24 protein-coding genes and 1 other annotated feature are annotated in these 25937 nt (G+C 36.4%); of the genes, 3 read left to right on the forward strand and 21 right to left on the reverse strand.

The annotated features are described in order from the left end of the window. Nucleotides 1–158: 158 nt before the first annotated feature. The gene (locus VEIS1202513_RS04655; RefSeq protein WP_213467950.1) at nucleotides 159–1661 is read right to left on the reverse strand and encodes a UvrD-helicase domain-containing protein; all 1503 of its coding nucleotides are present in this window, start codon (nucleotides 1659–1661) and stop codon (nucleotides 159–161) included. Between the two features lies 1 nt (nucleotide 1662). Continuing rightward, nucleotides 1663–3354, reverse strand: coding sequence for an ATP-dependent nuclease (locus tag VEIS1202513_RS04660; RefSeq protein WP_213467951.1), 1692 nt, complete (start codon nucleotides 3352–3354; stop codon nucleotides 1663–1665). Nucleotides 3355–3525: 171 nt separating this feature from the next. Between VEIS1202513_RS04660 and VEIS1202513_RS04665 the strand changes: the two genes are divergently transcribed. Then, nucleotides 3526–5505 carry a DUF2075 domain-containing protein gene (locus VEIS1202513_RS04665; protein ID WP_213467952.1) on the forward strand — a complete coding sequence of 660 codons (1980 nt, stop codon included), beginning with the start codon at nucleotides 3526–3528 and terminating at the stop codon, nucleotides 5503–5505. Between the two features lie 86 nt (nucleotides 5506–5591). Here the strand turns inward: VEIS1202513_RS04665 and VEIS1202513_RS04670 are convergent, their stop codons facing one another. Beyond that, nucleotides 5592–5951 carry an MmcQ/YjbR family DNA-binding protein gene (locus VEIS1202513_RS04670; RefSeq protein WP_213467953.1) on the reverse strand — a complete coding sequence of 120 codons (360 nt, stop codon included), beginning with the start codon at nucleotides 5949–5951 and terminating at the stop codon, nucleotides 5592–5594. Between the two features lie 11 nt (nucleotides 5952–5962). Next, on the reverse strand, nucleotides 5963–7183 hold the full coding sequence (locus VEIS1202513_RS04675) for a hypothetical protein (protein WP_213467954.1): 1221 nt from the start codon (nucleotides 7181–7183) through the stop codon (nucleotides 5963–5965). Between the two features lie 111 nt (nucleotides 7184–7294). Here VEIS1202513_RS04675 and VEIS1202513_RS04680 point away from each other — a divergent pair, with 111 nt between their 5' ends. Next, nucleotides 7295–7531: a hypothetical protein gene (locus VEIS1202513_RS04680; RefSeq protein ID WP_156440660.1), complete on the forward strand. Its 237-nt coding sequence runs from the start codon at nucleotides 7295–7297 to the stop codon at nucleotides 7529–7531. Between the two features lie 122 nt (nucleotides 7532–7653). On the opposite strand, the gene VEIS1202513_RS04685 is transcribed toward VEIS1202513_RS04680, so the two are convergent. The 5 genes from VEIS1202513_RS04685 to infC form a co-directional block, all read right to left on the reverse strand. Beyond that, entirely contained in the window at nucleotides 7654–8295 is a 642-nt protein-coding gene (locus tag VEIS1202513_RS04685) for a polysaccharide deacetylase family protein (RefSeq protein ID WP_213467955.1), read from the reverse strand. Nucleotides 8296–8437: 142 nt separating this feature from the next. Next, nucleotides 8438–8989 carry a hypothetical protein gene (locus VEIS1202513_RS04690; protein ID WP_213467956.1) on the reverse strand — a complete coding sequence of 184 codons (552 nt, stop codon included), beginning with the start codon at nucleotides 8987–8989 and terminating at the stop codon, nucleotides 8438–8440. Between the two features lie 122 nt (nucleotides 8990–9111). After that, on the reverse strand, nucleotides 9112–9462 hold the full coding sequence (gene rplT, locus VEIS1202513_RS04695) for a 50S ribosomal protein L20 (protein WP_005376311.1): 351 nt from the start codon (nucleotides 9460–9462) through the stop codon (nucleotides 9112–9114). Nucleotides 9463–9508: 46 nt separating this feature from the next. Continuing rightward, complete coding sequence (gene rpmI, locus VEIS1202513_RS04700; protein WP_004696338.1) at nucleotides 9509–9706, reverse strand: 50S ribosomal protein L35; 198 nt, start codon at nucleotides 9704–9706, stop codon at nucleotides 9509–9511. Between the two features lie 21 nt (nucleotides 9707–9727). Beyond that, nucleotides 9728–10246: a translation initiation factor IF-3 gene (gene infC / locus VEIS1202513_RS04705; RefSeq protein WP_005386139.1), complete on the reverse strand. Its 519-nt coding sequence runs from the start codon at nucleotides 10244–10246 to the stop codon at nucleotides 9728–9730. A gap of 486 nt (nucleotides 10247–10732) precedes the next feature. On the opposite strand from infC, the gene VEIS1202513_RS04710 reads away from it, so the two are divergent. Then, nucleotides 10733–12226, forward strand: a complete 1494-nt coding sequence (locus VEIS1202513_RS04710; RefSeq protein ID WP_156720080.1) for a DASS family sodium-coupled anion symporter — start codon at nucleotides 10733–10735, stop codon at nucleotides 12224–12226. 76 nt (nucleotides 12227–12302) lie between these two features. Here the strand turns inward: VEIS1202513_RS04710 and VEIS1202513_RS04715 are convergent, their stop codons facing one another. The 12 genes from VEIS1202513_RS04715 to VEIS1202513_RS04770 form a co-directional block, all read right to left on the reverse strand. Further along, the gene (locus tag VEIS1202513_RS04715) at nucleotides 12303–13508 is read right to left on the reverse strand and encodes an MFS transporter (RefSeq protein ID WP_213466866.1); all 1206 of its coding nucleotides are present in this window, start codon (nucleotides 13506–13508) and stop codon (nucleotides 12303–12305) included. Between the two features lie 216 nt (nucleotides 13509–13724). Continuing rightward, nucleotides 13725–15635, reverse strand: coding sequence for a threonine--tRNA ligase (gene thrS, locus VEIS1202513_RS04720; RefSeq protein ID WP_105089385.1), 1911 nt, complete (start codon nucleotides 15633–15635; stop codon nucleotides 13725–13727). Nucleotides 15636–15708: 73 nt separating this feature from the next. After that, nucleotides 15709–15941, reverse strand: a binding site (T-box leader). A 248-nt stretch (nucleotides 15942–16189) separates the two neighbouring features. Further along, the gene (locus VEIS1202513_RS04725) at nucleotides 16190–17179 is read right to left on the reverse strand and encodes a hypothetical protein (protein WP_213466867.1); all 990 of its coding nucleotides are present in this window, start codon (nucleotides 17177–17179) and stop codon (nucleotides 16190–16192) included. A 61-nt stretch (nucleotides 17180–17240) separates the two neighbouring features. After that, on the reverse strand, nucleotides 17241–17516 hold the full coding sequence (locus VEIS1202513_RS04730; protein ID WP_060923942.1) for a DUF4911 domain-containing protein: 276 nt from the start codon (nucleotides 17514–17516) through the stop codon (nucleotides 17241–17243). A gap of 96 nt (nucleotides 17517–17612) precedes the next feature. Further along, nucleotides 17613–18854 carry a peptidase U32 family protein gene (locus VEIS1202513_RS04735; RefSeq protein WP_119209135.1) on the reverse strand — a complete coding sequence of 414 codons (1242 nt, stop codon included), beginning with the start codon at nucleotides 18852–18854 and terminating at the stop codon, nucleotides 17613–17615. Continuing rightward, on the reverse strand, nucleotides 18854–19462 hold the full coding sequence (locus VEIS1202513_RS04740; RefSeq protein ID WP_213466869.1) for an O-methyltransferase: 609 nt from the start codon (nucleotides 19460–19462) through the stop codon (nucleotides 18854–18856). The genes VEIS1202513_RS04735 and VEIS1202513_RS04740 overlap by 1 nt, the downstream gene beginning before the upstream one ends. 23 nt (nucleotides 19463–19485) lie before the next feature. Then, on the reverse strand, nucleotides 19486–20892 hold the full coding sequence (gene mltG / locus VEIS1202513_RS04745) for an endolytic transglycosylase MltG (RefSeq protein ID WP_105094497.1): 1407 nt from the start codon (nucleotides 20890–20892) through the stop codon (nucleotides 19486–19488). Between the two features lie 170 nt (nucleotides 20893–21062). Next, nucleotides 21063–21359 (reverse strand): DUF1292 domain-containing protein, encoded by a 297-nt coding sequence (locus VEIS1202513_RS04750; protein ID WP_105085863.1) that lies wholly within the window; start codon nucleotides 21357–21359, stop codon nucleotides 21063–21065. Between the two features lie 26 nt (nucleotides 21360–21385). After that, on the reverse strand, nucleotides 21386–21805 hold the full coding sequence (ruvX, locus tag VEIS1202513_RS04755; RefSeq protein WP_213466870.1) for a Holliday junction resolvase RuvX: 420 nt from the start codon (nucleotides 21803–21805) through the stop codon (nucleotides 21386–21388). After that, nucleotides 21805–22065 (reverse strand): IreB family regulatory phosphoprotein, encoded by a 261-nt coding sequence (locus tag VEIS1202513_RS04760; RefSeq protein WP_009351224.1) that lies wholly within the window; start codon nucleotides 22063–22065, stop codon nucleotides 21805–21807. Before VEIS1202513_RS04760 ends, ruvX begins: the two co-directional genes overlap by 1 nt. A gap of 154 nt (nucleotides 22066–22219) precedes the next feature. Further along, nucleotides 22220–24835: an alanine--tRNA ligase gene (alaS, locus tag VEIS1202513_RS04765; RefSeq protein ID WP_213466871.1), complete on the reverse strand. Its 2616-nt coding sequence runs from the start codon at nucleotides 24833–24835 to the stop codon at nucleotides 22220–22222. Nucleotides 24836–25051: 216 nt separating this feature from the next. Continuing rightward, nucleotides 25052–25861: a C40 family peptidase gene (locus tag VEIS1202513_RS04770; RefSeq protein ID WP_105094499.1), complete on the reverse strand. Its 810-nt coding sequence runs from the start codon at nucleotides 25859–25861 to the stop codon at nucleotides 25052–25054. Nucleotides 25862–25937 lie beyond the last annotated feature (76 nt).

Genomic DNA, 25937 nt, shown 5'->3' on the forward strand with positions numbered 1-25937 from the left:
TTGCCAGTTAGAGACTTAACTTCTGATGTATGAGTGTTCATAATAAAAATGAAATATTCCACTATTTATATATCACTTTAAGTTGAATTATATTGAACTTAGTAAAAAAATATCTGTATTGAGAGTATACATAACAAATTATATAAATAACATTACCTTTATAGATTTAAATTAACTCTTTTTATTATTTTATCTAATTCAACTCCTTCTATTTCAGCTCGATTATTTAAATATGTCCAGAATTTATTACTATTACAATCATTATTGGCAATAATTATCAGTTTTGATTTGGCTCTGGTAGAGGCAACATAATGTAATTCTCTATTTTCAGGGCTAGTAAAGTCAAAATCAGCAGCAAATAATATAACTTGTTCATACTCTAACCCCTTAGCAGCATGTATTGTCATGACAACATTTTGATATTGGTCAATGTTAAAACCATAATGGAATATATTATTATTTAGAGTTTCTTCTAACTTGGAATATAGTTCTTCGTTAAACGCTAAGTTAAATAACTTTACTATCGAGCAAACCACTTTTTTAAGCATTTTACCATCTATTTTATTAAATTTCTTTAAATGCATTTTCAACTCTTCGAGCGATACCTCTTTATATTTATTATCTAAATCAATATCTCGAGAAAAGTCATACTCGGAATAGTTCTTAATAATTATATATTTTGCAATTGATAAATATATATTACTATCCTTATTTTGAATATACTCAATTGGAGATTTTTGAATTATAGCACATTTGATACCATTTTTATTAAGATTACTACCAATTATTTTTACTATATCATTTTTACGAGTCAAAATGGCTAATGAGGCATTATTGTCAATATAATCTAAGACATTTAAATCAACATTATTTACCGTATCTACTACCATAAATAAAACATTATTACTTTCAGTTTCTCTATAAGAATTTACTTTATATCCAAATATTAAATTTGCATAATTTTGAATTGAAGGATCAGATCTAAAATTAGTAGATAACCTGTATTTATTTAATTTATCTGAAGTTAAAAGTGATTTGAATAATGTGGGGTTAGCACCTCTCCAATTGTATATTGATTGTTTTTCATCTCCAACAATAATCAATAAAATATTTAACTTTTCTAGTATATACAAGAAGAGATTATGCATACTAACATCACAATCTTGATATTCATCAATAAAAATTTTATAATATTTTGACTTTAAAAATAGTTGGCAAGCCTCTGAATTCTTTATAATTGACAATGCTAATTCAAAGATAAAAGATTTTTTATTATCATAATAATTTCCCACCTGACCCAATTCAGAAAGTTTATTTATTCCATCCTTAATTGTAAGAAATTTAAGAGTAGTACTATAAGAAACTTCTCCTTCATACTTTAAATCATATACATCTTTAAAAAAAGGGTTGATAATTTCATAAAGTACAAAATTATGAATAGTGCCTATAAAATTTCCTTCATTGTTTTTTTTTAACCGACTATTAAGTTCATCCGCCGCCTTATTTGTAAATGTCAATGCAGCTAATTTTTTAAAACCTCGATTTAATTGAATCTCATATTCAATTTTTTGAGTAATAACAAAAGTTTTACCTGTGCCAGCACTAGCAGATACTACAATACTACTTGGATCTTTTATTATCGCAATTTGTTCTTCAGTCAAATCATATATTCTCATTTGTTAATGCCTTTAAACATAAAAATAACGATGAATTATAAATCACTTCACAATCACTTTTGCTTAATTTATTAATGAATTCAACCATATGAATTTGTTTTTTATCTTGTAAATATTTAACTGGACTATCATGATTTACTAGTTCTTTAAATCGCTTAGGTTTTAATGTAGACTGTAAGTCATGCTCTAAATCAATCTCTGATATAAATATATTTGAGTCATTCATTTGCTTTATAATAGCTATATTCTCTTTATATATTTTCTTCTGCTGTTTAATACTTTTTTGCGTTAATTCTCTTTCTGGTAGCATAGTTTTTCCTAACAATTTATTACAACGCTTAAAACCAGCTGGTAGATACTGATTCTTCTTCTTTGGTATTGCATTAATATCATTATCTGTTTTAACAATACAGGTAATGCCTAATGGTTTTAATACATCAATGAATTTATCAAAATATATCCCTCGAACCGGAAGAATATATAATCCTAACGCTTCATAGTTAGATTTAATAGTTAACAAAACTTTATTAAAAAGTAATTCCTCTGAAGGGCCTTCAACTAATAGTACTCTATTAGCAAATATAGCCTCAGCTAAAAAACTATTTAAAAGTTTTCTCGACTTCTCAAATTCAGAAGGAACTTTATAAATATAACTTTTACTACTTATATTACCCAAATTATAAATTCTTACCAAATTCACATCATTCATTTCATAAAGAATAAAAGGGCTATGGGTTGTAACAAATAGATATTCATATGTATTATCATTAAAAATCACATTAGATAAGGAAAGTTGCATTCCTTTATGTAAGTGATTCTCTGGCTCTTCCAAAAGAAATAAATTTATCTTTTTCCCTTCATCTTTTCGCATTAACAATTTATATAATGCATACGCAAGAAGCTTACGCCGCCCCTCTCCAGCTGTTGGATATATCTCCTGGCTATCTGGTCCTTCTATATATGGTGTAAGGTTTGAATAGTATCCATTAACTGAAACCTCAGACTTTAAAGAAATCTTATGTTCTTTTCCTTGATACAAGTTAAATATTGGTGTCAAGTCTTCTTCAATACTTTTAATATTAGATAATGATGAAATATGCTCATTAAGAGATTTAATATCTTCATCAATTAATTTATGAATATCAGAATCCATTTCGGAAGCATCTGGTAATATGTAACGCAAACTACGACTAAATAACTCTTGTAAATTTACATATGCATCTATATATATAACATTAAAAATTTTATCTAAATCAGTAAATGTACCAATCTGTTTTATATTCTCATAATTCTTTTCATTCCCAGCCCACATTAATTCAGGCTCTCCGTATTGAAGTTGATCATTATAACTAGCCTTTAGTTTTATGTATAATGAATTGTCACCACTACGTAACGCACCTTTTACGATAGAACGAATTAGTTTAGATGCATCATTTTCTATATCTGATATATCCACTTCAACAATAATTTCAATATCATGTTTAATGTTTTTCTGATAAAAATCACTATCTATAAATCCATTTTTTCTAATATTGCGATCAAATAGAAATCTTAAAGCATATAAGAAATTCGTTTTTCCAACATCATTAAGCCCAAAAAATACGTTCTTATTAGATAGCTCAATGTCAATATCATCAAAATTTCTAAAATTCTTAATTCTTATCGAAGAAAATTTCATTTAGCCTCTCCATCAAAACAATTATTATCGTCAACATTGAATAGATGAATTATATATTAATTCATTATGTATTTTAACCCGTATCAAATATCATTTTATAAAAAATGCTATAATATTATTATTCAACAAAATTCATGAATTTTCCTTCATTTTAAATTTCTAGGTTACAATATGATTATCTACTCTTCTACAAAACAATCTTTTATCCAAGATTTCGAACAGGGTATCTTGGTAAAAAAACTACATCAAACATTAACAGAAAAATATCGCCGTGTTGGCGAATCTGAAATTCATTCATGGCAAACGTCTTTATCTTATATGGCTAATGTTATGCGTGATTTTGCTATACCAGACTTAGCTGGTGTTGCCATCGAATATATTGTTCCAAATACCCAAAAACGAGTAGACTTTATTATTACAGGATTAGATCAACAAGATAAAGAACATGTAGTTATTGTTGAGCTTAAACAATGGGGCGAAGCTTTCAAGGTAACAGATAAGGATAATATTGTATCTACCTACCTTGGCGGTGGAATCCGTGAAGTAACCCACCCTTCCTATCAAGCTTGGTCCTATTGTAGTCTTATTGAAAACTTCAATGAGGATGTGCAGAATCGACCTATTAAGTTACACCCATGTGCTTTTTTACATAATTTTGATGAAAGCATCTCCCCTGAGCTCCGTGATCCTATCTATAATGATATATTAAATAGCTCTCCGATGTTCACACTAGGCCAAATGGATAGCTTACGTAACTTTATCAAAACCTATATTCCAAAGCCTGATACTACAAATATCATGGAGTCCATTGAACATGGTAAGTTGAGACCATCAAAATCACTTCAAGATTCTATTTTAAATATGCTAAAAGGCAATAAGGAATTTGTTCTTATTGATGACCAAAAGGTAGAGTTTGAACAAATAAAAAAAGCGGCTCTTGATGCTATTAAAAGTAATCAAAAAACGGTGTATATAGTTCGTGGTGGTCCTGGTACTGGTAAAAGTGTAGTAGCAATCAACTTATTAGCAGAATGTATTCATAATGGTTATATGGCACAGTATATTACTTCAAATGCTGCTCCACGAAATGTATACAGCGCCATGCTGCAACAAGGTTATAAAAAATCTGAAATTAAAGCACTATTTCAAAGTAGTGGTACCTTTCATACAAGGAAAAAGAACGAACTTCAAATTGCAATTGTTGATGAAGCTCATCGATTACGTAAAAAATCTGGTATGTTCCAAAATCAAGGTGAAGATCAAATCAAGGAAATCATTAATGCCTCTCTTTTTAGTGTATTCTTTATCGATAGAAACCAACGTGTTACCTTTAATGATGCTGGTACAATTGATAAAATCCGAAACTTTGCACAAGAGCAAAATTCACTAATATATGAAGGTGTACTAGAATCTCAATTCCGTTGTAATGGCTCAGATGGCTATTTAGCATGGCTTGATAATGTACTACAAATTGCTGAAACAGCTAACTACGACGGATTTGAAGGTGATTATGATTTTAAAATCTTTGATAACCCTCATGAAATGTATGATGCTATAAAAGCAAAAAATGAAATAAACAATAAATCTCGAGTTCTAGCAGGTTATTGTTGGGACTGGCCTAAAGAAGGTCGCATGACATCTCTCGTAAAAGATATCCAAATACCAGAACATAATTTTGGAATCAGTTGGAATCTAGGTAACTCTGATACATATGCTATTGATCCTGACTCTATCAATGAGGCTGGATGCATTCATACAACCCAAGGACTTGAGTTTGAGTATGTAGGTGTAATTATCGGCGACGATTTACGTTATGAAAATGGCAAACTCATCGTAGATATTAATAAACGTGCTAAAACAGATCAGTCTATCAAAGGTATCAAAAAACTTTTAAAGGAAAATCCTGAAGAAGCACAACATATTGCTAATGAGATTGTGAAAAATACCTACCGAACATTAATGACACGAGGCCAAAAGGGCTGTTATATTTACTGTACCAATAAAGAGCTATCTAACTATTTTAAACTAGCATATAATCATCAATTGAGCTATACTTACAACGAACCTCAAGTTGTTCTATCCGAACAACCACTAGCGGCCGATAAAACAAATTCTAATATAGATAAACTTAATCTCAAGCTAGATAAATAACAAAACAGAGAGCCAGTACTGCTATTTCTATAGCACTACTGGCTCTCTTATATTTAAAACAAATTTAATCTACATACATTAACTAGTTACTTCTTCCCCACCAACTGATAGCTCATATCCACTAGCATTTTAAGTTTCTCTATATCTTCATATCTTTCAATATCCACCGAGATCCAGTGTTGTTTATTCATATGATACACAGGGTAGATTCCACTTTCACGAATTAGGGTAGGAATTAAATCAGGTTCGCATTTTAGATTGACTACATCCATAGGTTCATTTATATCTAAACCTACTTGATGCCCTCTAATAGTAAAGATACCAGCAAACCATTTTTGATTATCTCTACGTATGATTACTACATAGTCAGGATATTTTTCCCATGGATAATCGATATCACATATGTATTCTTGTCGTAAATAGTTAATAAAATTATTACGATTCATGATTTTCTAGCTTATTTAACAGTTGACCTTTCATACATTCCCTTTGGTATAGCACTCATACCAGCCATTCGTTTTGAATATTGTTCTTTATCATTTGAATTTTCAGCATATTGAACAACATCCCTTAATTCTTTTGATGGAATTTTAATATCTAAGTCTGTCATTATAAAGTGGGTATATAAATATTTATCATCATATAGCGATTGAATATACATTTTCGATGCAGATCGTTCTACTTCCATATAAATAGCTGGAGTAGCATCATTCCATACAGTGGCATATTGGATAGGTTTATATCCAGAATAAGGCTTGTACATAGTAAAGAACTCTATTACTTCCGCAAATAATTTATGTTTATTCGCTATCTCTTTTGGCGTTAATTCTCTTACCATGATGCCCTCACGATATCCTTTACCATCATAACTATAAATAGCATCAGCCTCAGTACCGCTGTACGTTAAATTACTCGATTTAAGTGTTTGGAATGTAAATCCCTTTATAGTAAAAGGTTTAGTTCTTGAAAGTACTTGTTTTGCTGGTTCAATTGAAGGCAATACATAATTAACTAATGGTGACATTAGCTCTTTATATACATATTCTTGATTATGTTTCTTTAGCAATTCTAGTTCTCTAGACTTACTTAAATCATAAGCAACTTGGTAAGATAATGAAGGATCAGCTTTCATTCTAAAGCTTAGGACTCCTTCTAAAGTTCCCTTTTGATTTTGTCTAACTTCCCATGAACCATTTTTAATGGTCGGATATGAGAATGTATTGGCCTTAGAGTTTCCTTCTTTTTCCTTGTGAATCGAGTATTTAAAATTACCTTCATTAAAGATAAAATTGCCCCGTTTTACTTCTGTAGTCATAGGATCCCCTTTAACAGTTACTCCGAATCGACTACCTGAAGGAATTGTAAACTTTATATTTGCTCCATCATTCTTTAAAATAAACACAGAAGATGAAAAGCCTGCAGAGTGATTTAATTCCTCTGCAAAGTAAACTAATTCATCTATAGTCCAAGTTTTAGGCTTATTATCAGCATATTGTTTTCTTATCATCGTATTTACATCAGACTCCATTTGCTTAGCTGTAGCATCCGACTTACGATAGTTTTGATATGCATCCTTTGAAATTGTAGGATCTGCACCTGGTATATTAATATCAATTGCTTGGCTACCTAATGTCACAAAACTAAAACATAGTGTAACCATTAACGCACGTTTCATCATAAACTCTCATCCTTTCACATAATGTCTCTCAAATATTATATATATAGAATATCATATTTTATTTGACTCATAGTAGTATAATATATTTATAGAAAGAAGGAGGTGATATCTATGAAATTTACAAAACGTATAATTGTGATGACATTCTTAGCCGTGACTGCTGTGGTATCTACAGGATTTGCTTACGGTTATGTATGCAATAACTCTCAGTACAATTGCAACACTAACACACAATACAACTCCGATAACAATGCGAACAATACTAACTATGCAACATCCAACAATGACAACCAAAATTATTGCGGTCCAAACTCAAATTTTAGAGGATGCGGCGGATATAGAAGATAATTTGGTAAGTATACTAAAAGCCTATAGTACTAAAAATGTACTATAGGCTTTTGTCATATATTACAAGAATACTATTTAATTCATCAAAATACAGTCAGGATCAAAATAGCAACATACTTTTATCAGAAGTTCATTCTGTTAAAGTATTCAATGGCTTTTGGTGAGAATTCAACGAATGTATTCCCATAAGAGAATGGTCCCAATTCATATGGTTGGTATACAAGGCCTATAGCGCCTTTACCTTTCAAGTAGTAGTTGTCAGAAACATATTCTACATTCCAGTTAGGTAGTAAGTCTGCTTTTTTATGACCTTCACTGTAGAAGCGTAAAATACCAGAGTTAATGCCTCCTTCTATTTGTTGTGGATTAGCAATTTTTACATAGTTATATAGTGGAATTCTTTGACCCGTAATCTTGTTATATACTAGACCTTTGGTGTTATACATACCATGTGCACTACCAGCATGGTAATGATATGTAGTTAACAAAATAGATACAACTTGAGCGTCTTCATAGGTAACTTTATAATTTTGCTTTACTTGGTACGCATGTTGATCGTAATAGACTGATTTTGCATATAAAACATAGTTAGCAATATCTGTATTAATTGCCTTTTGTGCAAACATATTATTGGTATACACCAATGGATATTTTAATTCCATGTTTACATCGGACTGACTACCTGTAACAACAGTTGCATACGTAGGTACCGCCAACATAACACCTAACATAGAGGTCATACATAGCTTTTTAAAGATTCCCATAATACTGTCTCCTTTTAACAAATACCTTTAAATAGGTCCATTACTATGTTACTTCTACAAGCTATGATAAAACTCCTCTTTTACTATTTCACTTTTCTGATAATTTATTCATTATATAAAATAGCCAAAACTATCTACTATTTCACACTAAAGTGTTAGGAAGAACTCCGCCTAATACAGCAATAATAAGTCCAAGTACAATCATCCAAATTGATATAAACCTTAAAACAAAGGAAGTATGTGTATGGATTTGTATAGTAAATTGATTATAGGCGATATCACCTTTAATCACCTTGTCGCCTACTTTTTTCATAACTGCATCTAGTACAAAAGGATCTTCTGTAACGGATAGTCTATAGGTACCTGGCCCCGCATCAAAGGTATATAATTCCATTCTAGAGTGAGTAATGCCATTAACTCGGGCGCGCATAATAGATAGAAATAAAGGAATTGTCCTTTCCGTTTTTTCATCAACTAAGTTAAAACCAAATTCTCCAATAGGCGCCTTTGTAAACATTTTTCCACTAAGCCATAGGCCATAAGTACCTGCTCGCTCTAACGTAAAAGTGCCTTCTTTATTTACATAGGGCATTTCATAGAGCATCTTAGCTCTACTAAAGCGAATCGTGTATTTAATACCTAAATAAAACAAACAAAGTCCTAAAGGTATTAACAGATAAAATAACTGTTCCATTACCTACTCCTCATCTATTCTCCCGCTTTTACACAACACGATATGTATTTTCACTATATCATACTTTCACCATACAAAAAAGGACCCTCCAAAGAGAGTCCTTAGTCTGTATTGTTATGCTATTAAGCGTTTTTAGCTACTTCAACAAGTTTAGCGAATGCTGCTGCATCGTTAACTGCCAAGTCAGCCAACATTTTACGGTTAACTTCAACGCCTGCTTTAGTCAAACCAGCGATGAAACGGCTGTAAGTTGTGCCATTGATACGAGCCGCTGCGTTGATACGAGCGATCCACAATTGACGGAATTCGCGTTTTTTCGCACGACGGTCACGACGAGCGTAGTACAACGCTTTCATTACTGTTTCGTTAGCTTTTTTGAACAAACGGGAACGTGTACCGCGGTAACCTTTAGCTAATTTTAAAATCTTTTTATGACGTGCATGAGCTGTAACGCCCTTTTTCACTCTTGCCATTGTATATTCCTCCTAAATTACGATATATCGATCTAATAGTCAACGATTAAGCGTATGGTAAGCATTTAGCTACGCGTTTGTGGTCAGCTTTTGCAACCAATGTAGCTTTACGCAAATTACGTTTACGAGCTGGAGATTTTTTCTCAAGAATGTGGCTTTTGAAAGCTTTTGCACGCTTGAATTCACCAGTACCAGTTACTGCGAAACGTTTAGCCGCTGCGCGACGAGTTTTAATTTTTGGCATAATTATAATCCTCCCAAAACATTATTTACTTACTAAAATCATGGTCATGTTACGACCTTCTAATTTAGCTGCTTTTTCAATAGACGCTGTTTCTTTGAGTTCTTCAGCGAAACGTGTCAATACTGCCATGCCTAGTTCTGGATGTGAAAGTTCACGACCGCGGAACATGATGGTTACTTTTACTTTGTTACCTTCACCCAAGAATTTGGATGCGTTTTTCATTTTTACGTAAAAGTCATGGTCTTCAATATGTGGACGTAACTTAACTTCTTTTAAAGTTACGATTTTTTGTTTCTTCTTCGCTTCTTTCTCGCGTTTTTGTTGTTCATAACGATATTTACCGTAGTTCATAATGCGAGCTACTGGTGGTTTAGCGTTAGGTGCAATTTCCACAAGATCAAGATGCTTTTCTTCAGCCAATGCCAACGCCTCACGGCCAGACATAATGCCGATTTGTTCGTTTTCAGGACCTACGACACGAAGTTCACGAGCACGAATTTCTTCATTAATGCGTGGTGTATCCTTGCTAATAGCGTTCACCTCCAAGAGAATAAAAAAAACGGACGGCAAACACCATCCGAATAGAGTTCTCTATATTAACCTCATACTTCTCGGTATTAGGTGAGTGGCGGATGGCCTCTGCTTCATAAATTACTTAATTATAATAACAAATCGTATGGTGAAAGTCAACAAAAAATATTGAGCTTTTAACAATGAATTTGTTATTACAACTCTTATAGTATAACAGACATTATAAGTTCTGTATATAGGTATACTTACTGACACCGCGCTCTCTTTATGTATACAATATTCTTATAAATTATACAACTAATTCTATAGAAAATACGATACAATAATATTTATAGAATAGTCTAGCTTATATAGTGTACTTTATAGAATAGCGTATATTATAGGATAGTGTACATTATAGAATAGTATACTTTATAGGATAGTCTAGCTTATATAGTTTACCTTATTTATTATTATACAGTAATAGTTATGATACAAATTGAAAGGAGTTTTATTATGAGTGTAACAACCACTGCCCCTCCACAAAAGGCGCGTACAACTGCTCAAAATATTGGACTTATTTTATCCTTTATTGTTTTAGGCGGTATTTTATTATTGCCTACACCGGAAACATTATCTACCGGCGGTCATCGTATGATTGGCGTCCTCGCCTTTGCCATCATCTTATGGATGACCTCAGCTGTTTCCTATCCAGTAAGTGCTACCATGATTACTGCACTTACCGCTTTACTATTAGGATTCTCACCAAATCCCGAAGCACCTGCCAAGGCTATGGGCACAGCCAATGCCTTGAAGCTGATCATTTCTGGTTATTCTTCACCAGCCATGATTCTCGTAGGTGCTGCTATGTTTATCTCTGTAGCTATGCGTAAAACGGGTCTCGATCGTCGTATCGCCATGTTAGTACTATCTAGCGTTGGTACTAAGGTAAGTCGTATTTATTTAGGTGTTATTATTACAGGACTTATCCTCGCCTTCTTCGTACCCAGTGCAACAGCTCGTATTGCTTGCTTAGCACCGATTATCATTGGTATTGTTGAGAACTTAGGTATTGAACGTAAAAGCCGCGTAGCCGCTCTACTCATGGTAGGTGCCGTACAAGCCGATACGTTCTGGAATATTATGATTCAAACGGCTGCCGCTCAAAATCTTGTGGCTGTAGGCTTTATACAAACTCAGATGAATACATCTATTAGCTGGATAGATTGGCTTACTGCAGCGGCTCCATTCTCCATCATTATGGTTATCATCGCCTACTTCTTAACACAAGCATTAATTAAGCCAGAGTTCAAGGAACTTGTAGGTGGCGATGTACAACTCGCTAAAATGCGCCAAGAAATCGGTCCTATGAGTACTGATGAAAAGAAACTGTTATGTATTTCTATCGGTCTTCTCGCATTATGGGCTACCGGTGGCAAGCTACATTCTATCGATACAACAACTACAACAATTGTAGCTATCGCATTATTCTTCTTCCCTAAGATTGGCATTATGGATTGGAAATTTGCACAGCCAAACATCGACTGGGGTTCCATCGTTATGTTTGGTGCTGGTATCGGTCTTGGATCTGTATTACTGAAAACAAAGGCAGCCACTTGGCTAGCTCAAGTATTCGTAAACGCCTTCTCCCTTGAAAGTGCCAGCGTATTCATCTTAATTGCTGTAATGGCAGCCTTCCTCATTGTCATCCACCTAGGCTTTGCATCTGCTACAGCCCTCTCCTCTGCTATGATTCCTATTGTAATTTCTATTGTAGTAGGACATAACGCAGAAGGTCTTAACCCAATTGGCGTAACCATGCTTATGCAATATGCGATCTGCTTCGGTCTAGTATTACCAGTAAACTCTCCACAAGGTATGGTAGCTTACGGTACCGACACATTCGACGTAAAAACATTTATGACTACAGGTATTCCATTGACTATTATTGGCTATGTAATGATGCTCGTATTTGCTCTTACATATTGGCACTGGATTGGAATCGCATAATACTGTACTTTCATAACAATCATATATAAACCAAAAGGCTCTGTCATGAGACAGAGCCTTTTAGATATTCACTATATTATTCTAATTCCTTACCTTTAAGTTCAGGGATTAAGAATAGGGTTGCAAGAATATCAAGTACGTAGATAATAGCTAGGAATGCAATTGCTACTTGGTAGGAGTACATAGAGATGATCATGCCTACTACCATTGGGCTAAAGCCGCCTACAGCACGACCAATATTAAATAGTACGTTTTGAGCCGTTGCACGAGCAGTTGTTGGGTAGGCTTCTGCCATCAAGGCACCATAGCCACCCATCATACCATTTACAGAGGCGCCTAAGATAGCACCGGCAAATAGCATGGCAGTTGGATCAGATAGTTGAGAGTAGATTAAAATAGATACTACAGCACATACTTGGAATAGGATGAATGTAGGTTTACGACCTATTTTATCAGCCAAGCGACCAAATAACCAAATACCGACCATCATGCCACAAACAGTAACCGCTGTCCACAAACCGGATTTTGTAAGAGAGAAGCCTAATTGCTTACTTAAGAAATTAGGTAACCAAATCATAATACCGTAATAACCAAAGTTTTGAACAGATGTTAAAATAGCAACACCAATAGATGTCTTTGTAGTTCTTACATCTTTTACTAATAACTTGAAAGAGTTTGTATGTGAATGCTCTTTATCTTCTTTACTTTGTACAAAGATTTCTGGTTCATGTAGTTTCGCACGGAATACCCAAGCAACTAGTGCTGGAATAATGCCAACCATAAACATACCACGCCATCCAATAATAGGAATAAGTAATGGTGTTAACAAAGCAGCAGCCAACACGCCTAATTGCCAACCAAGAGCAACATAGCTTGTCGCTTTTGCACGATGCTGTGCAGGCCAAGCTTCAGCAGCGAGTGCCATACCAATACCAAATTCACCACCTAAACCAATACCAGCGATTGTACGGTAAATAAGAAGATCCCAATAACCTTGAGCAAAAGCACAGAGGCCAGTAAATACTGCAAATAGTACGATAGTCCAAGTCAATACGCGAACGCGACCAAATTTATCTGACAAGGTACCGAAGATGAAACCACCAAGTACGGCACCAACCAAGGTCCACGTCACCAAAGAACCTGCTTGACCAGTGGTCAAGCCTAAATCTCCAGAGATTAAGGTCAACATAAAACCTAAAATCAAGAGATCAAAACCATCCATAGCATAACCAATGGAGGAACCAATAACGGCTTTCCAGCCATATGAATTTACTTCTTTCATACTATTTCCTTTCGCTACTCACAGGTAACAATTAAAGAGATAGCCCCCACTATACAAATGGCCAACTCCTAGACTTAAGTCTAATGAAAGGCTTCAGTATATGGGGGCTAAATTTATATCTATTTATTTTGATGCATATAAGAAATTAGATTATAACAATTTCAAACATGACAACTCATCCATCGGTAATATTGATGGATGAGTCATAATAATCAATTAGTTACGTTCTTTGATTTCGATTTTAATAGAATTGAAGAATTCTTCGAATGGTACGGAACCTAATTCGTCACCGCCGTGTTTACGAACGTTAACTGTGCCTTCTTCAACTTCTTTATCGCCTACCACAAGCATGTATGGAACTTTTGCCATTTGTGCTTGGCGGATTTTGTAGCCAATTTTTTCGCTACGATCATCCACTTCTACACGTACATAGTCGCGATGCATTTGTTTTGCCAATTCTTTAGCATATTCAACATGTTTTTCAGAGATAGGCAAGATTTTAACTTGTACAGGAGCCATCCATGTTGGGAACGCACCTGCATAGTGTTCAGTTAAGATACCGATAAAACGTTCCATGGAGCCGAAGCATGCACGGTGAATCATGATAGGACGATGTTTTTGACCATCTTCGCCAACATATTCGATTTGGAAACGTTCAGGCAAGTTCATATCCAATTGGATAGTACCACATTGCCATGTACGGCCTAAGGAATCTTCGATATGGTAGTCAAGTTTAGGGCCGTAGAATGCGCCGTCGCCAGGGTTGATTACATAAGGAATACCTTTTGCTTCAATGGCATTGCGCAATGCTTCTGTAGCAGCTTCCCAAATGGCATCGTCACCCATTGCATTGTCTGGTTTAGTAGACAATTCAACATGGTATTTCAAACCAAATTGGCTATAAATGCGGTCGAACAATTCGATAACTTTCATCAATTCAGATTGCATTTGGTCTGGCAACATGAATACGTGAGCATCATCTTGAGTAAACGCACGTACACGGAATAGGCCATGTAATGCACCGGACAATTCATGACGGTGAACTAAACCAAGTTCAGCGTAACGCAATGGGAAGTCACGGTAGGAATGCATTTCGTTTTGGTAAACCAAGATACCGCCTGGGCAGTTCATTGGTTTAATTGCATATTCTTCATCATCAATGATTGTAGTGTACATATTTTCACGGTAATGGAACCAGTGACCAGATGTTTCCCACAATTGTTTATTTAAGATGATTGGTGTGCGAATTTCTTCGTAATCGAATTCATGGTGAACTTCACGCCAGAAGTTTTCTAATTCGTTGCGAAGAGCCATACCTTTTGGTAAGAAGAATGGGAAGCCAGGACCTTCTTCTTTGATAACGAACAAACCAAGTTCTTTACCAAGTTTACGGTGGTCGCGTTTAGCTGCTTCTTCAAGCAAGTGAAGGTATGCATCAAGTTCTTCTTTCTTTTCAAATGCTGTACCGTAAATACGTTGCAACATTTTGTTCTTTTCATCGCCGCGCCAGTATGCACCTGCAATGCTTTGTAATTTGAAAGCTTTTACCTTACCAGTGGATGCCACGTGAGGACCTGCACAAAGATCGATGAAGTCGCCTTGCGCATAGCAAGAGATAACAGCATCTTCAGGAAGATCTTCGATCAATTCTACCTTGTAGTCTTCGTTTTTGGATTTGAAGAACTCGATAGCTTCTTGACGAGACATTACAGATTTAGTGATAGGCAAGTTTTCTTTTACAATACGGCTCATTTCCTTTTCGATTTTACCCAAATCTTCAGGAGTCAAAGTATGTTCCATATCGATATCGTAGTAGAAACCTTTATCGATAGCAGGACCGATAGCTAATTTAGCTTCAGGCCATAAGCGTTTAACCGCTTGAGCCAAGATATGAGAAGCTGTGTGGCGCAAAGTATGTTTACCACCATCTTCTTCGAATGTTAAGAATGCTACTTCAGAACCATCAACGAGTTCTTCGCGAAGGTCTGTTAATTCGCCATTTACATTAGCAGCTAGTACTTTTTTAGCCAAGCTGTTAGATAATTGTTTTACTGCTTCCCCAAGAGTAGTGCCAGCAGCGTATTCCTTTGCACTACCATCAGGTAAAATGATTTTTACATCTGCCATTTTAATTTCCTCCAATTATTATCTAGGATAGACTGGATTTTTGTAATAAAAAAAGACCCTCTATCCCTACAAAACAAGGGACGAAGATCATTCGCGGTTCCACCCTAGTTAACTACCTATACGAATATATGTGTATAGTTAATTCACTTCATTAAGCCCGATAACGGTGGCGGCCGTATTTGCCTACTTAGGTTCGACAAATCAGTTTAAAGGGGGTAACTCTGATATATGTGTAAGGCATTTCCAGCATCAGCCTCTCTCTGGTACACAGGGATATGAGAATCATGTCCTTTGCATAACTTTTACTAGATTATAGTATCATAGAGAATCAAAAAATTCAATACAGTGTAACTGTAAATTTCACAAAATCTATAAATTAAAGAAACGCCTTTAAACACACCATATAAAAACGGCCCGATATAACTAATATGTACCCCCTTTACGGGTTGTCCATTAAAAGGGGTACATATCAAACTCGAGCCGTTTATTAAGATTATCATATATACGCTAACCAATGTAGCTGTACTACAGCTCACTGTACATGAGCTAGATTATTAGCGTTTGAAGTTTGTAGATAACATAGCGCCAATTACTTTTTCCAATTTGCTATTGGAAAGGTCTGGGCCTTTGTATAATGTTAAGAGTACATCGTTAGAGTTATCTTGTTTAGATACCATCATAACACCACTACCACGAGCACCGTTATCGTCGTAATCTTTTGCTACGATAACGAGGTTCAAGTAATGATCCTTCATATATGTGTACACTTTACTTGTACGTGCAGAGGAACCAATCATTTTTGCCATGCTCATACCACGGTTGAATACGATTGTATTTGCATTATGTGGATTTGCCGCTAATTGTTGTTTCTCCTCTTCATTGAGAGGCATAAGGTTTACCATGAGGGAATCACCCATTTTACCACGGAACATAGCTGGCATTGTTTCGCGCACATCTTCAGGAATACCTGTGTCAGTAGTCAATTTCAATTCCTTAGGAACCGTCATGTATAGAACGCCCTTGCTGTTTCGGCCTACCTCTGTTGTACTGAGGTCTACGGCGCTAAGCATAATGGAATCTTTAATAGTGGCTACTTGATTTGCCAATGGCTTTTCAGGAATGCCACGGCTTGCCAATTGTACGTCACCAGATTTAGTTTTTTTCAAGGTTTCTACATTCCAGTTAGCACCTTTTTTGTCAGCATCGCTAGCCTCTGTGAAAGCATTCGCCCCATCTTTTGTGCCTACATACACGTAAGTTTGCGCTGGGATAATTGTATCTGGCGCACCAGTTTTATTGAACGCTGCACCATATACAACATTAGGAATCACAGTGGAGCCAACTTGTAAATTATTGTTAGTTTGGCTTTCCACATCAAAGTTGATATTACCCGTGAAGGTCATATCAGGACCATGATTGATGACTACTACATCCCCTGCTTGAGGGATAATAACAGGGCCTACAGGACCTGCCATAGCTACGCCTGCCATAGATATACTTAGACAAGCTGTTAATAATGCACGTTTCAACATAGATTGTTTCATAGATATACTCTCATTTCTCTACTAGGTCTAAACATTTTGATGTAATGATAAAAATATTATATTAATCCTCGATAGTGACATAGTCCGATAGACTACTTAATAATTCAATAGCCAAGGGCCGTGTTGAAGGTGTACACCTTAGCATACATCGTCCATTTACATCAATAGATGTCATAACCCCTAAGTATTCATAGCCTTCAATGATGCGATTGATATAGTTCGTATGCTTCGGTTCAAGATGAAAGTACACATACGCCTCTTCCCCAGAAGTTGCTAAATCTGGTACATCAGTAAATGCACCGATAGATTTACTCGGTTCTAAAGATGTACCACTCATAAGTCCTCCTACACATCATTACTATAAAATGTAAATGCTATACATATCGCTAGTATAGTCATCCATTAGATATGTTTGTCGTTAATATACTACCTACTAAGCTTCTTTTGGTTTGCATTCACGGCGCATCATAGAATACGGCTCAAGTGGTGTATCCATGTAGATACGCACTTTCATTTGTGCATGAGGCGCTACGTCGATTGGATTACCATCTTCATCTGTCATTTTTTCAATTACAGTTTCCACAAGCTCACCCTTAGGTTGGCAGAATTCTACTTTATCGCCTACCTTGAAGTTGTTACGTTGTTCAAGATCAACGTATTTTTCTTCTTCGTTGTAGCCCATAACTAAACCGATAAAATCATGGCTTTGTGTATTGGTAGATTTACCATAGTTCTGAGCAGTTTCATCAGGACGACCTTCTGCAAAGCCATCAGTATATGGACGGTGAGAAATCTTTTCTAATTCTGCAATCCATTCTGGACGAACATACCAATCTTTACCTTCTTTAAGATACGTATCGATAGCTGTACGATATACTTTCGCCACTGTTGCACAGTAGTGAACGGATTTCATACGGCCTTCGATTTTAAGGCTGTCGATGCCAGCTTCATATAAGTCTGGAATACGGTGAATCAAGCACAAGTCTTTAGAGTTAAAGATATATGTACCATGCTCATCTTCTTCAATTGGGTAATATTCACCAGGTCGGTTGGATTCAACAAGGGAGTATTTCCAACGGCAAGATTGAGAGCATTGACCACGGTTCGCATCGCGATTGCCTGTCATGTAGTTAGATAATAGGCAGCGACCAGAGTAAGAGATACACATAGAACCATGTACGAAGGATTCAATTTCAATATCTACATTATCCTTCATTTCTTTAAGGTCAGCCAAAGACACTTCGCGAGCTGCTACTACACGTGTAGCACCCAATTCTTTCCACATTTGCACTGTGTGCCAGTTTGTTGTAGAAGCTTGTGTACTTACATGAAGTTCAAGGCCTGGAGCCACGCGTTTAGCAAGGCTAAAAATACCCATGTCGGCAACGATGATCGCATCAACGCCGATACTTTCAAGGAATTTCAAATAGTCCTCTAAACCTTCAAAGTCCTCATTATGAGGAATGATATTACATGTAACATGGAGTTTTTTACCATGAGCATGTACGAATTCTACAGCTTCCTTTAATTCCTCGTCAGAGAAATTAGAGTTACCTGCGCGCAAACCAAAACGTTTGCCTGCACAATATACAGCATCCGCACCATAGCGAATAGCCATTTTAAGCTTGTCCATATTACCGGCTGGACAAAGCAATTCCATAAAATGTTCTGCCATTATTTGTTGTGCCCTTTCCACACACTTACACTCATACCATCACCCATTGGATAGATGGTGGTGTTAAACAATTCTTTATTTTCAACATACGTTAAGTATTCTTTTAACCGTTTTACGATAGTCTTAAACCGTTTTGGCGGCTCCTTATCGCCTCTTACATAACCTCTAAAAAGTACATTATCTGCCAGGATAACGCCTCCTTCTTTCACATGAGGCAAAATGAGTTCTAATTGTTTAAGATATTGCCCTTTGGGACCATCTAAAAACACTAAATCATATTCACCGGTGAGTTCCATTAAGACTTGAGACGCATCGCCTTTCAGCAATGTAATTGTATCGGCATAATCAGATTGGTTAATATAATATTTAGCCATTTCGTGACGCACATCATCTAATTCAATAGATGTAATATGTCCCTCCTCTTCGTCGAGTAGCGGAGCCATCAACAAAGCAGAGTAACCAATGGCGGTGCCCACCTCTAACACAGAGGTGGGCCGGTACAAACCTATTAATTCTTCAAAGAGATGAACCTCAGATTCTCGTAGAATCGGTACATCATTAATCATCGCGTAAATACGCTGTTCATTTAAAATATCATTTAATGTCATGAAAGTAGATTCAATCTCCTACATTATTTATTGCTATTACCACTAGGAATTACCAACGTAGAACGATCCACAGATTCAGCTGGCTTTACTTCAATATGAGGTACTTGTTGTGTACTTGGTACAACATTTTGCATAGATTCTGGAGCAGGTGTTGTAGTTGGCACATAAGAGTTAGAACTAGATGATTGAGTTGCTGGTGCAGATTGAGCTGGTGCTTGTGGAGCTGGTGTTGGTGCTGGAATTTCAGCAGCTGGAACCGTTGTTGGTGTATATTTATACGTAGGTTCCACATTAACATATTGAGAATCTGCTTCCACCGCTTCTTCAGAGCTGTAATTGTAGTTAGGCTCTGTCGTTGCCACAGCCACATCATAGTTAGGACCAGCTTGTACTGCGGCCTCTGTATTAGAGGATGTAGCCGTATCATTACCATAGATTTTATGAACTTCCGCTAAATGTTCTTCATATGTTTTAGAGAAGTGGTTATGTCCATCTTTATCTGCTACAAAGTATAAATAATCTGTATCTTCAGAATGCAAAACTGCATCTAATGCTTTTTTACCAGGATTCGCAATTGGACCAGGTGGCAAGCCTTTAGATACGTATGTATTATACGGGCTTTGTAATTGCGTATCACCAATAGTTACATCTTCTTTTGCATAACCAAGTACATAGGAAATTGTCGCATCAGATTGCAATGGAATACCATGGGCTAACCGTTTTTTAAATACCCCTGCAATTGTTGGACGATCTGCATCAAATAAAGATTCACGTTCAACAATGGATGCCAATGTTACAAAGTCATGAATACTCATGTGTTGAGCTTGAATTTGTTTCTTCACAGCCGGTGTGAGGTAACGATTCATTTCGTCAGCCATCATTTGAATCACTTCACGTGGCGTTGCACCTACTGGAATTTCATAAGTACTTGGGAATAAGAAGCCTTCTACCGGATATGTAGCAGGTCTTGTACCTTTCATATATGGATATGGTACAAAGGTCTTTGCTTCTGCTAAGAAATCCTTTGCCTTCATAATTTGATTTTTTTCAAGAACGATAGCAATATCACCAACTGTGTATCCTTCAGGAATTGTAACACGAATAGATTCTACATGACCTTCTTGTAATAAAGAAATGAGTTCGCGCACAGTTACCTTGTTAGGAATTTGGTAGTGACCAGTTTGAAGTTTATCATTGGTGCCGCTCAAATATAACCAAAGCTTAAAGCCTTGTGTGGAACGAATAAGACCTCGTTCATAGAGCATGTCTGCAATTTCAGTGCCAGTCTGCCCTTTTTCGATGACAAGTACTTGTGTACCATCATCTTGAGCAAAGGTGTTTGGCACTAAATAAATCGCTCCCAAACCACCTGCGATGATTAATACGCCTACAATAATAAGGATTAAAATGTATCTTAAGGCTTTTCTCACGACGTTGAGTTCCTTTCTGTAACATAACAGTATTTATCATCTTATTATACCATAAAGTCTATATTTCCCCTATATAAAAGGACATTATCATATTATGGGGCCCTTAATAAATAGCAAATAAAAATAGCGTATTATCCAAAGACAATACGCTATTTTTATAAAGAAGACGACTACTCGCCATCTTCCATTTCTTCATACAATTTTACTAGAGTTTCAAAGTTTTCATCATCTTCATCTAAAGGTACGTATTCTTCTACGCCTTCTTCATTTTTTTCGATGCGAGCCAAGATCATGTATGTATCATCTTGACCTTCATGGTCAGCCTCTTCATCTTGTACATGTACAAGAACAGCATATTCTTGGCCTTCATGACTTAAAATAATGTCCTCTGTGAAGTACTGTTTGTTACCATTTTCATCTTCGAATTCCAAGTAATATACTTCGCCTTCAAAATTTTGGTCAACCATCGGAAACCCTCCTTAAGAAAAAATACTTATTTATTAAACTGCAAGCGATCTAAATATCCTTGCAAAATTACAACCGCTGCCATTTTATCAATAACGGACTTACGTTTTTTACGACTCACGTCAGCCGCAATGAGTTGGCGTTCAGCCATAACGGTAGATAACCGCTCATCCCAATATGTAACAGGTAAATCGATGACTTCCTTCATCTTTTCAACAAACTCTTCGGTCTTTTCAGCCCGTTCACCTTTTGTACCATTCATATTCTTCGGCATACCTACTACTAATTCATGTACTTCATATTCAGCAATGAGTTCTTGTAAGCGGTTAAAGTCTTTTTCAAGAGATGTTCTACGAATGGTTTCAATACCTTGTGCTGTCATGAGCAGTGCATCACTACAGGCAATACCGATAGTACGGCTGCCCACATCTAATGACATAATTCTCATTATAGTTGTTTTGCCTTTGCGTATTCTTTCAACAATTCCTCAATCAAGTCATCCCGCTCTAAACGACGGATATCAGAACGTGCATTATTATAACTTGTAATGTACGCTGGATCTCCAGAAATAAGATACCCTAAGATTTGATTGATTGGATTGTAACCTTTTTCTTGAATAGATTGATAAACACGAGTGAGAACCTCTTCAGCTGTCATCGGTTCATCGTCTACTTTACGGAATAACATAGTTTCATCAGAAACCTTCATCGTATCCCTCCTTTTTATTACATTGGCAGGTTTCACTGTAAAAGTGAAACCTCGCCTCCTATTATACTTGAATTAAAGCTACAAAGTCAGTACCTTTTTATGCATTATAAAATTTATCTATAACAGATACAAGTATAATTATAAAATTATATGCCTATTGTAACATAGATGTTAAAGCTTCACCACCAGCTTTTAATGCTTCCGCCAATTTAGCTGGTTCCTTACCGCCTGCTTGAGCCATATCTGGACGGCCACCGCCATTACCACCAGCTACTTGAGCTGCTGCTTTTACGATGTTACCAGCTTTAGCACCTTTAGCAACAACGTCTTTAGATACTTTACATACAAAGTTAACCTTGTCATCACCCATAGCAGCGCCTACAAGCACTACGCCAGAACCATCCAATTTATCAAGGCCCATATCCGCTAAGTCACGTAATTCATCGATAGAGGATGCTTTTACAGCAGCCGCTACAAATGCAACATCGCCAATCATTACCTTACCAGCAATGATATCTGCCGCACCAGCTGCAGAAACCTCTTTGCGAATTTGTTCTAATTCTTTAGCAGTTTCTTTTGCTTCTGCCAACACTTGATGTAAACGTTCTTCTACTTGAGGTGCTTTAGTTTTAAGTTCGCCTGCCATGCGTTCGATAGTCAAGCGATCATGTTTTGCTGCATCTAGAGCTGCACGACCTGTAATTGCTTCAATACGACGTACACCAGAGCCGATACCCGCTTCAGATGTTAAACGGAAGGAACTAATGAAAGCTGTATTACCTACATGAGAACCGCCACATAATTCAACGGAGAAACCAGGAACCTCTACAACGCGAACTACATCACCATATTTATCACCAAAGAGTGCCATCGCACCTTTAGCTTTTGCTTCGTCCATAGACATTTCAGCAATAGCTAAATCTGTAGCTTTTAAAATTTCTTCATTTACAAGAGCTTCGATTTGATTAAGTTCCTCTTGTGTTACAGGGGAGAAATGAGTGAAGTCAAAGCGCAAGTAATCAGGAGTTACTAGGGAACCAGCTTGGTTAACATGCTCGCCTAGAACCTTTTTCAATGCTGCATGTAACAAATGTGTTGCTGTATGGTTACGAGCCATAGCAGCACGGCGATTTGTATCTACTTCAAGCGTTACATCATCGCCTTCGGAAATGGAACCTTCCACAACAGTACCGATATGGTATACAGTGCCTTCAGGTAAACGTTTTATATTATGAACCTCTACCTTACCCATTGGGCCAACGATAAAGCCTGTATCACCTAATTGACCGCCCCCTTCAGCGTGGAATGGTGTGGTGCGTACGATAACAGTAATTTCATCGCCATCAGCAGCTGTTTGTAAACGTTCAGAGCCTTTGCCGATCATTAATACGGAAGAAGCAGTTACAGCTTCATCTTCAAGAAGCTCTTCGTCTTTCAAGAATGTGATGTCAGGTGTTGCTACCTTAGCATCTTCTTTTACACGAGCTTCACGAGCGCGTTCACGTTGTTCCTTCATAGCTGCTTCAAAACCTTCATGGTCGATTGTAAAGCCGCGTTCAGAAGCGATTTCTTCTGTTAATTCCCAAGGGAATCCGTATGTATCATATAGTTTGAATACTTCTGTACCAGGCACTACAGTTGCTTTTTCAGCAGCAAGTGTATCAATCAAAGAATTCAACAATTCAAGACCTTGTTCCAAGGTTTGGTTAAATCGTTCTTCTTCGTTTTGTACAACCCGTTTAACGAAGTCTTGTTTCTCAGCAATGGATTTAATACCAGGGCCAAGAATATCTACTACTACATCAATAAGTGGTGTTAAGAAGATACCTTCAATACCAAGTAAACGGCCATGACGTACAGCACGACGTAAAATACGACGCAATACGTAACCACGACCTTCATTAGATGGCAATACGCCATCAGAAATTAATGCAGTGACAGCACGAGCATGGTCAGCGATAACCTTTAAAGAAACATCAGTATTTGGATTTTCGTTATATGTAACACCAGCGCGTTTAGCTGTAGCTTCAATAATTGGGAAAATCAAATCTGTTTCAAAGTTTGTTTTACAACCTTGTAATACGGAAGCCAATCGTTCAAGGCCAGCGCCGGTATCGATGTTTTTATGTTGCAATGGTTCATAAGAACCATCTGGCATTTTATTAAATTGAGTGAATACTAAGTTCCAGATTTCAAGATAGCGATCGCAGTCACAACCTGGTGCACAGTTAGGATCATCACAACCATGTTCAGGACCTTGGTCGAAGAAGATTTCACTATCAGGACCACATGGGCCTTCACCGATTTCCCAGAAGTTATCTTCAAGGCGTGTAATATGACTTTCTTCTACACCACAATCATTGTGCCATGTATCATATGCTTCTTGGTCATCTGGATATACAGTGACATATAATCTATTTTTGTCGAGTTTAATAACTTCAGTTAAGAACTCCCATGCCCAGTGAATCGCTTCTTTTTTGAAGTAATCACCGAAGGAGAAGTTACCAAGCATTTCAAAGAATGTATGATGACGAGCTGTGCGACCTACGTTTTCAAGGTCACCAGTACGCATACATTTTTGGCTTGTTGTAATACGATGACAAGGAGGTACCAATTTACCTGTAAAGAAAGGCTTTAATGGCGCCATACCTGCCCCAATCAATAATAGAGATGGATCGTTTTCTGGTATAAGAGAAAAACTATCTAATTTTAAATGTCCTTTGCTTTCAAAAAACTGCAAGTATGCTTGACGCAGTTCATTACCCTTCATGTGTATATTCCTCCTAAAATTATTTACTCTTCATTATATCGTAAAAACGACATAAAATCTATTAAAAACATTGAGATTATGCGGAATTTACCGACTTTCACCAAAGCAAATACAAGGATAAAATTCAATAATTCTAGAAATGAGAAAAAGAGGTTATACAAATCAACAGAACATAATTGATTCGTATAGCCTCTTTTAAAGCTAATATGTATTGGTTTATACAACGCGTTTTGCGCCGATATAGCGTTCACCCCAATAGCCAGTATCAAGATCTGCTACTGCTACACCACGACTGGAAGTGGCGCTGATGAACTTGCCATCACCAATATAAATACCGGAGTGAGATGGACCTGGTTCATATGTTTCAAAGAATACCAAATCCCCTGCTTTTAAGTTTGCACGAGAAACCTCAACACCTACGTTATATTGTTCATCTGCTAAACGTGGTAAAGAAATACCTTGTTTTGCAAATACATATTTAACGTAACCAGAGCAGTCAAAACCACTTGGTGTAGTACCACCAAATACATATGGTACACCGCGGTATTTGTCCGCTTCAGCCAAAATAGCATGAATGCTATTTGGTGTTTCGTTTTTCGTAATATTATTTAATTTAATATTTTTGCCAGTAATGGATTGACCAGCAACACGACGAGATGTCGCATTGTTGTTTGTGAAAGCGGATTTTGTTGCTACTGCTTTAGTCGCAGCATTTTGAGTCAATACTGCCTTCGTAGAACGAGGAGCACTCATCAATGCATTATACGTAGCAGGACCTACAATACCGTCCACTGGTAAGCCACGATCTTGTTGGAACAGACGAACTGCCCATTTCGTTTCTTTACCATATACACCATTTTTATCTGTAGCATTATAACCGTGTTTAATTAGTTGTTGTTGAACCGCTGTAACACTTTTGCCCTTATCACCATATTGTAATGTTGTTGCACCTACCATGGCTGTTGTGGCACACACAAAAGTTAATGTTAATGCCGTTATTTTAACCTTACTATATTTTGACTTCATATGCTTCCTTTCCAAAAACTTTTAAAGTAAGTTATTTATTCAAAATATACTAACCGTCTATTTATTTGCATTCACA

It is taken from the genome of Veillonella orientalis, from assembly GCF_018406505.1.
Classification (GTDB): domain Bacteria; phylum Bacillota; class Negativicutes; order Veillonellales; family Veillonellaceae; genus Veillonella; species Veillonella nakazawae.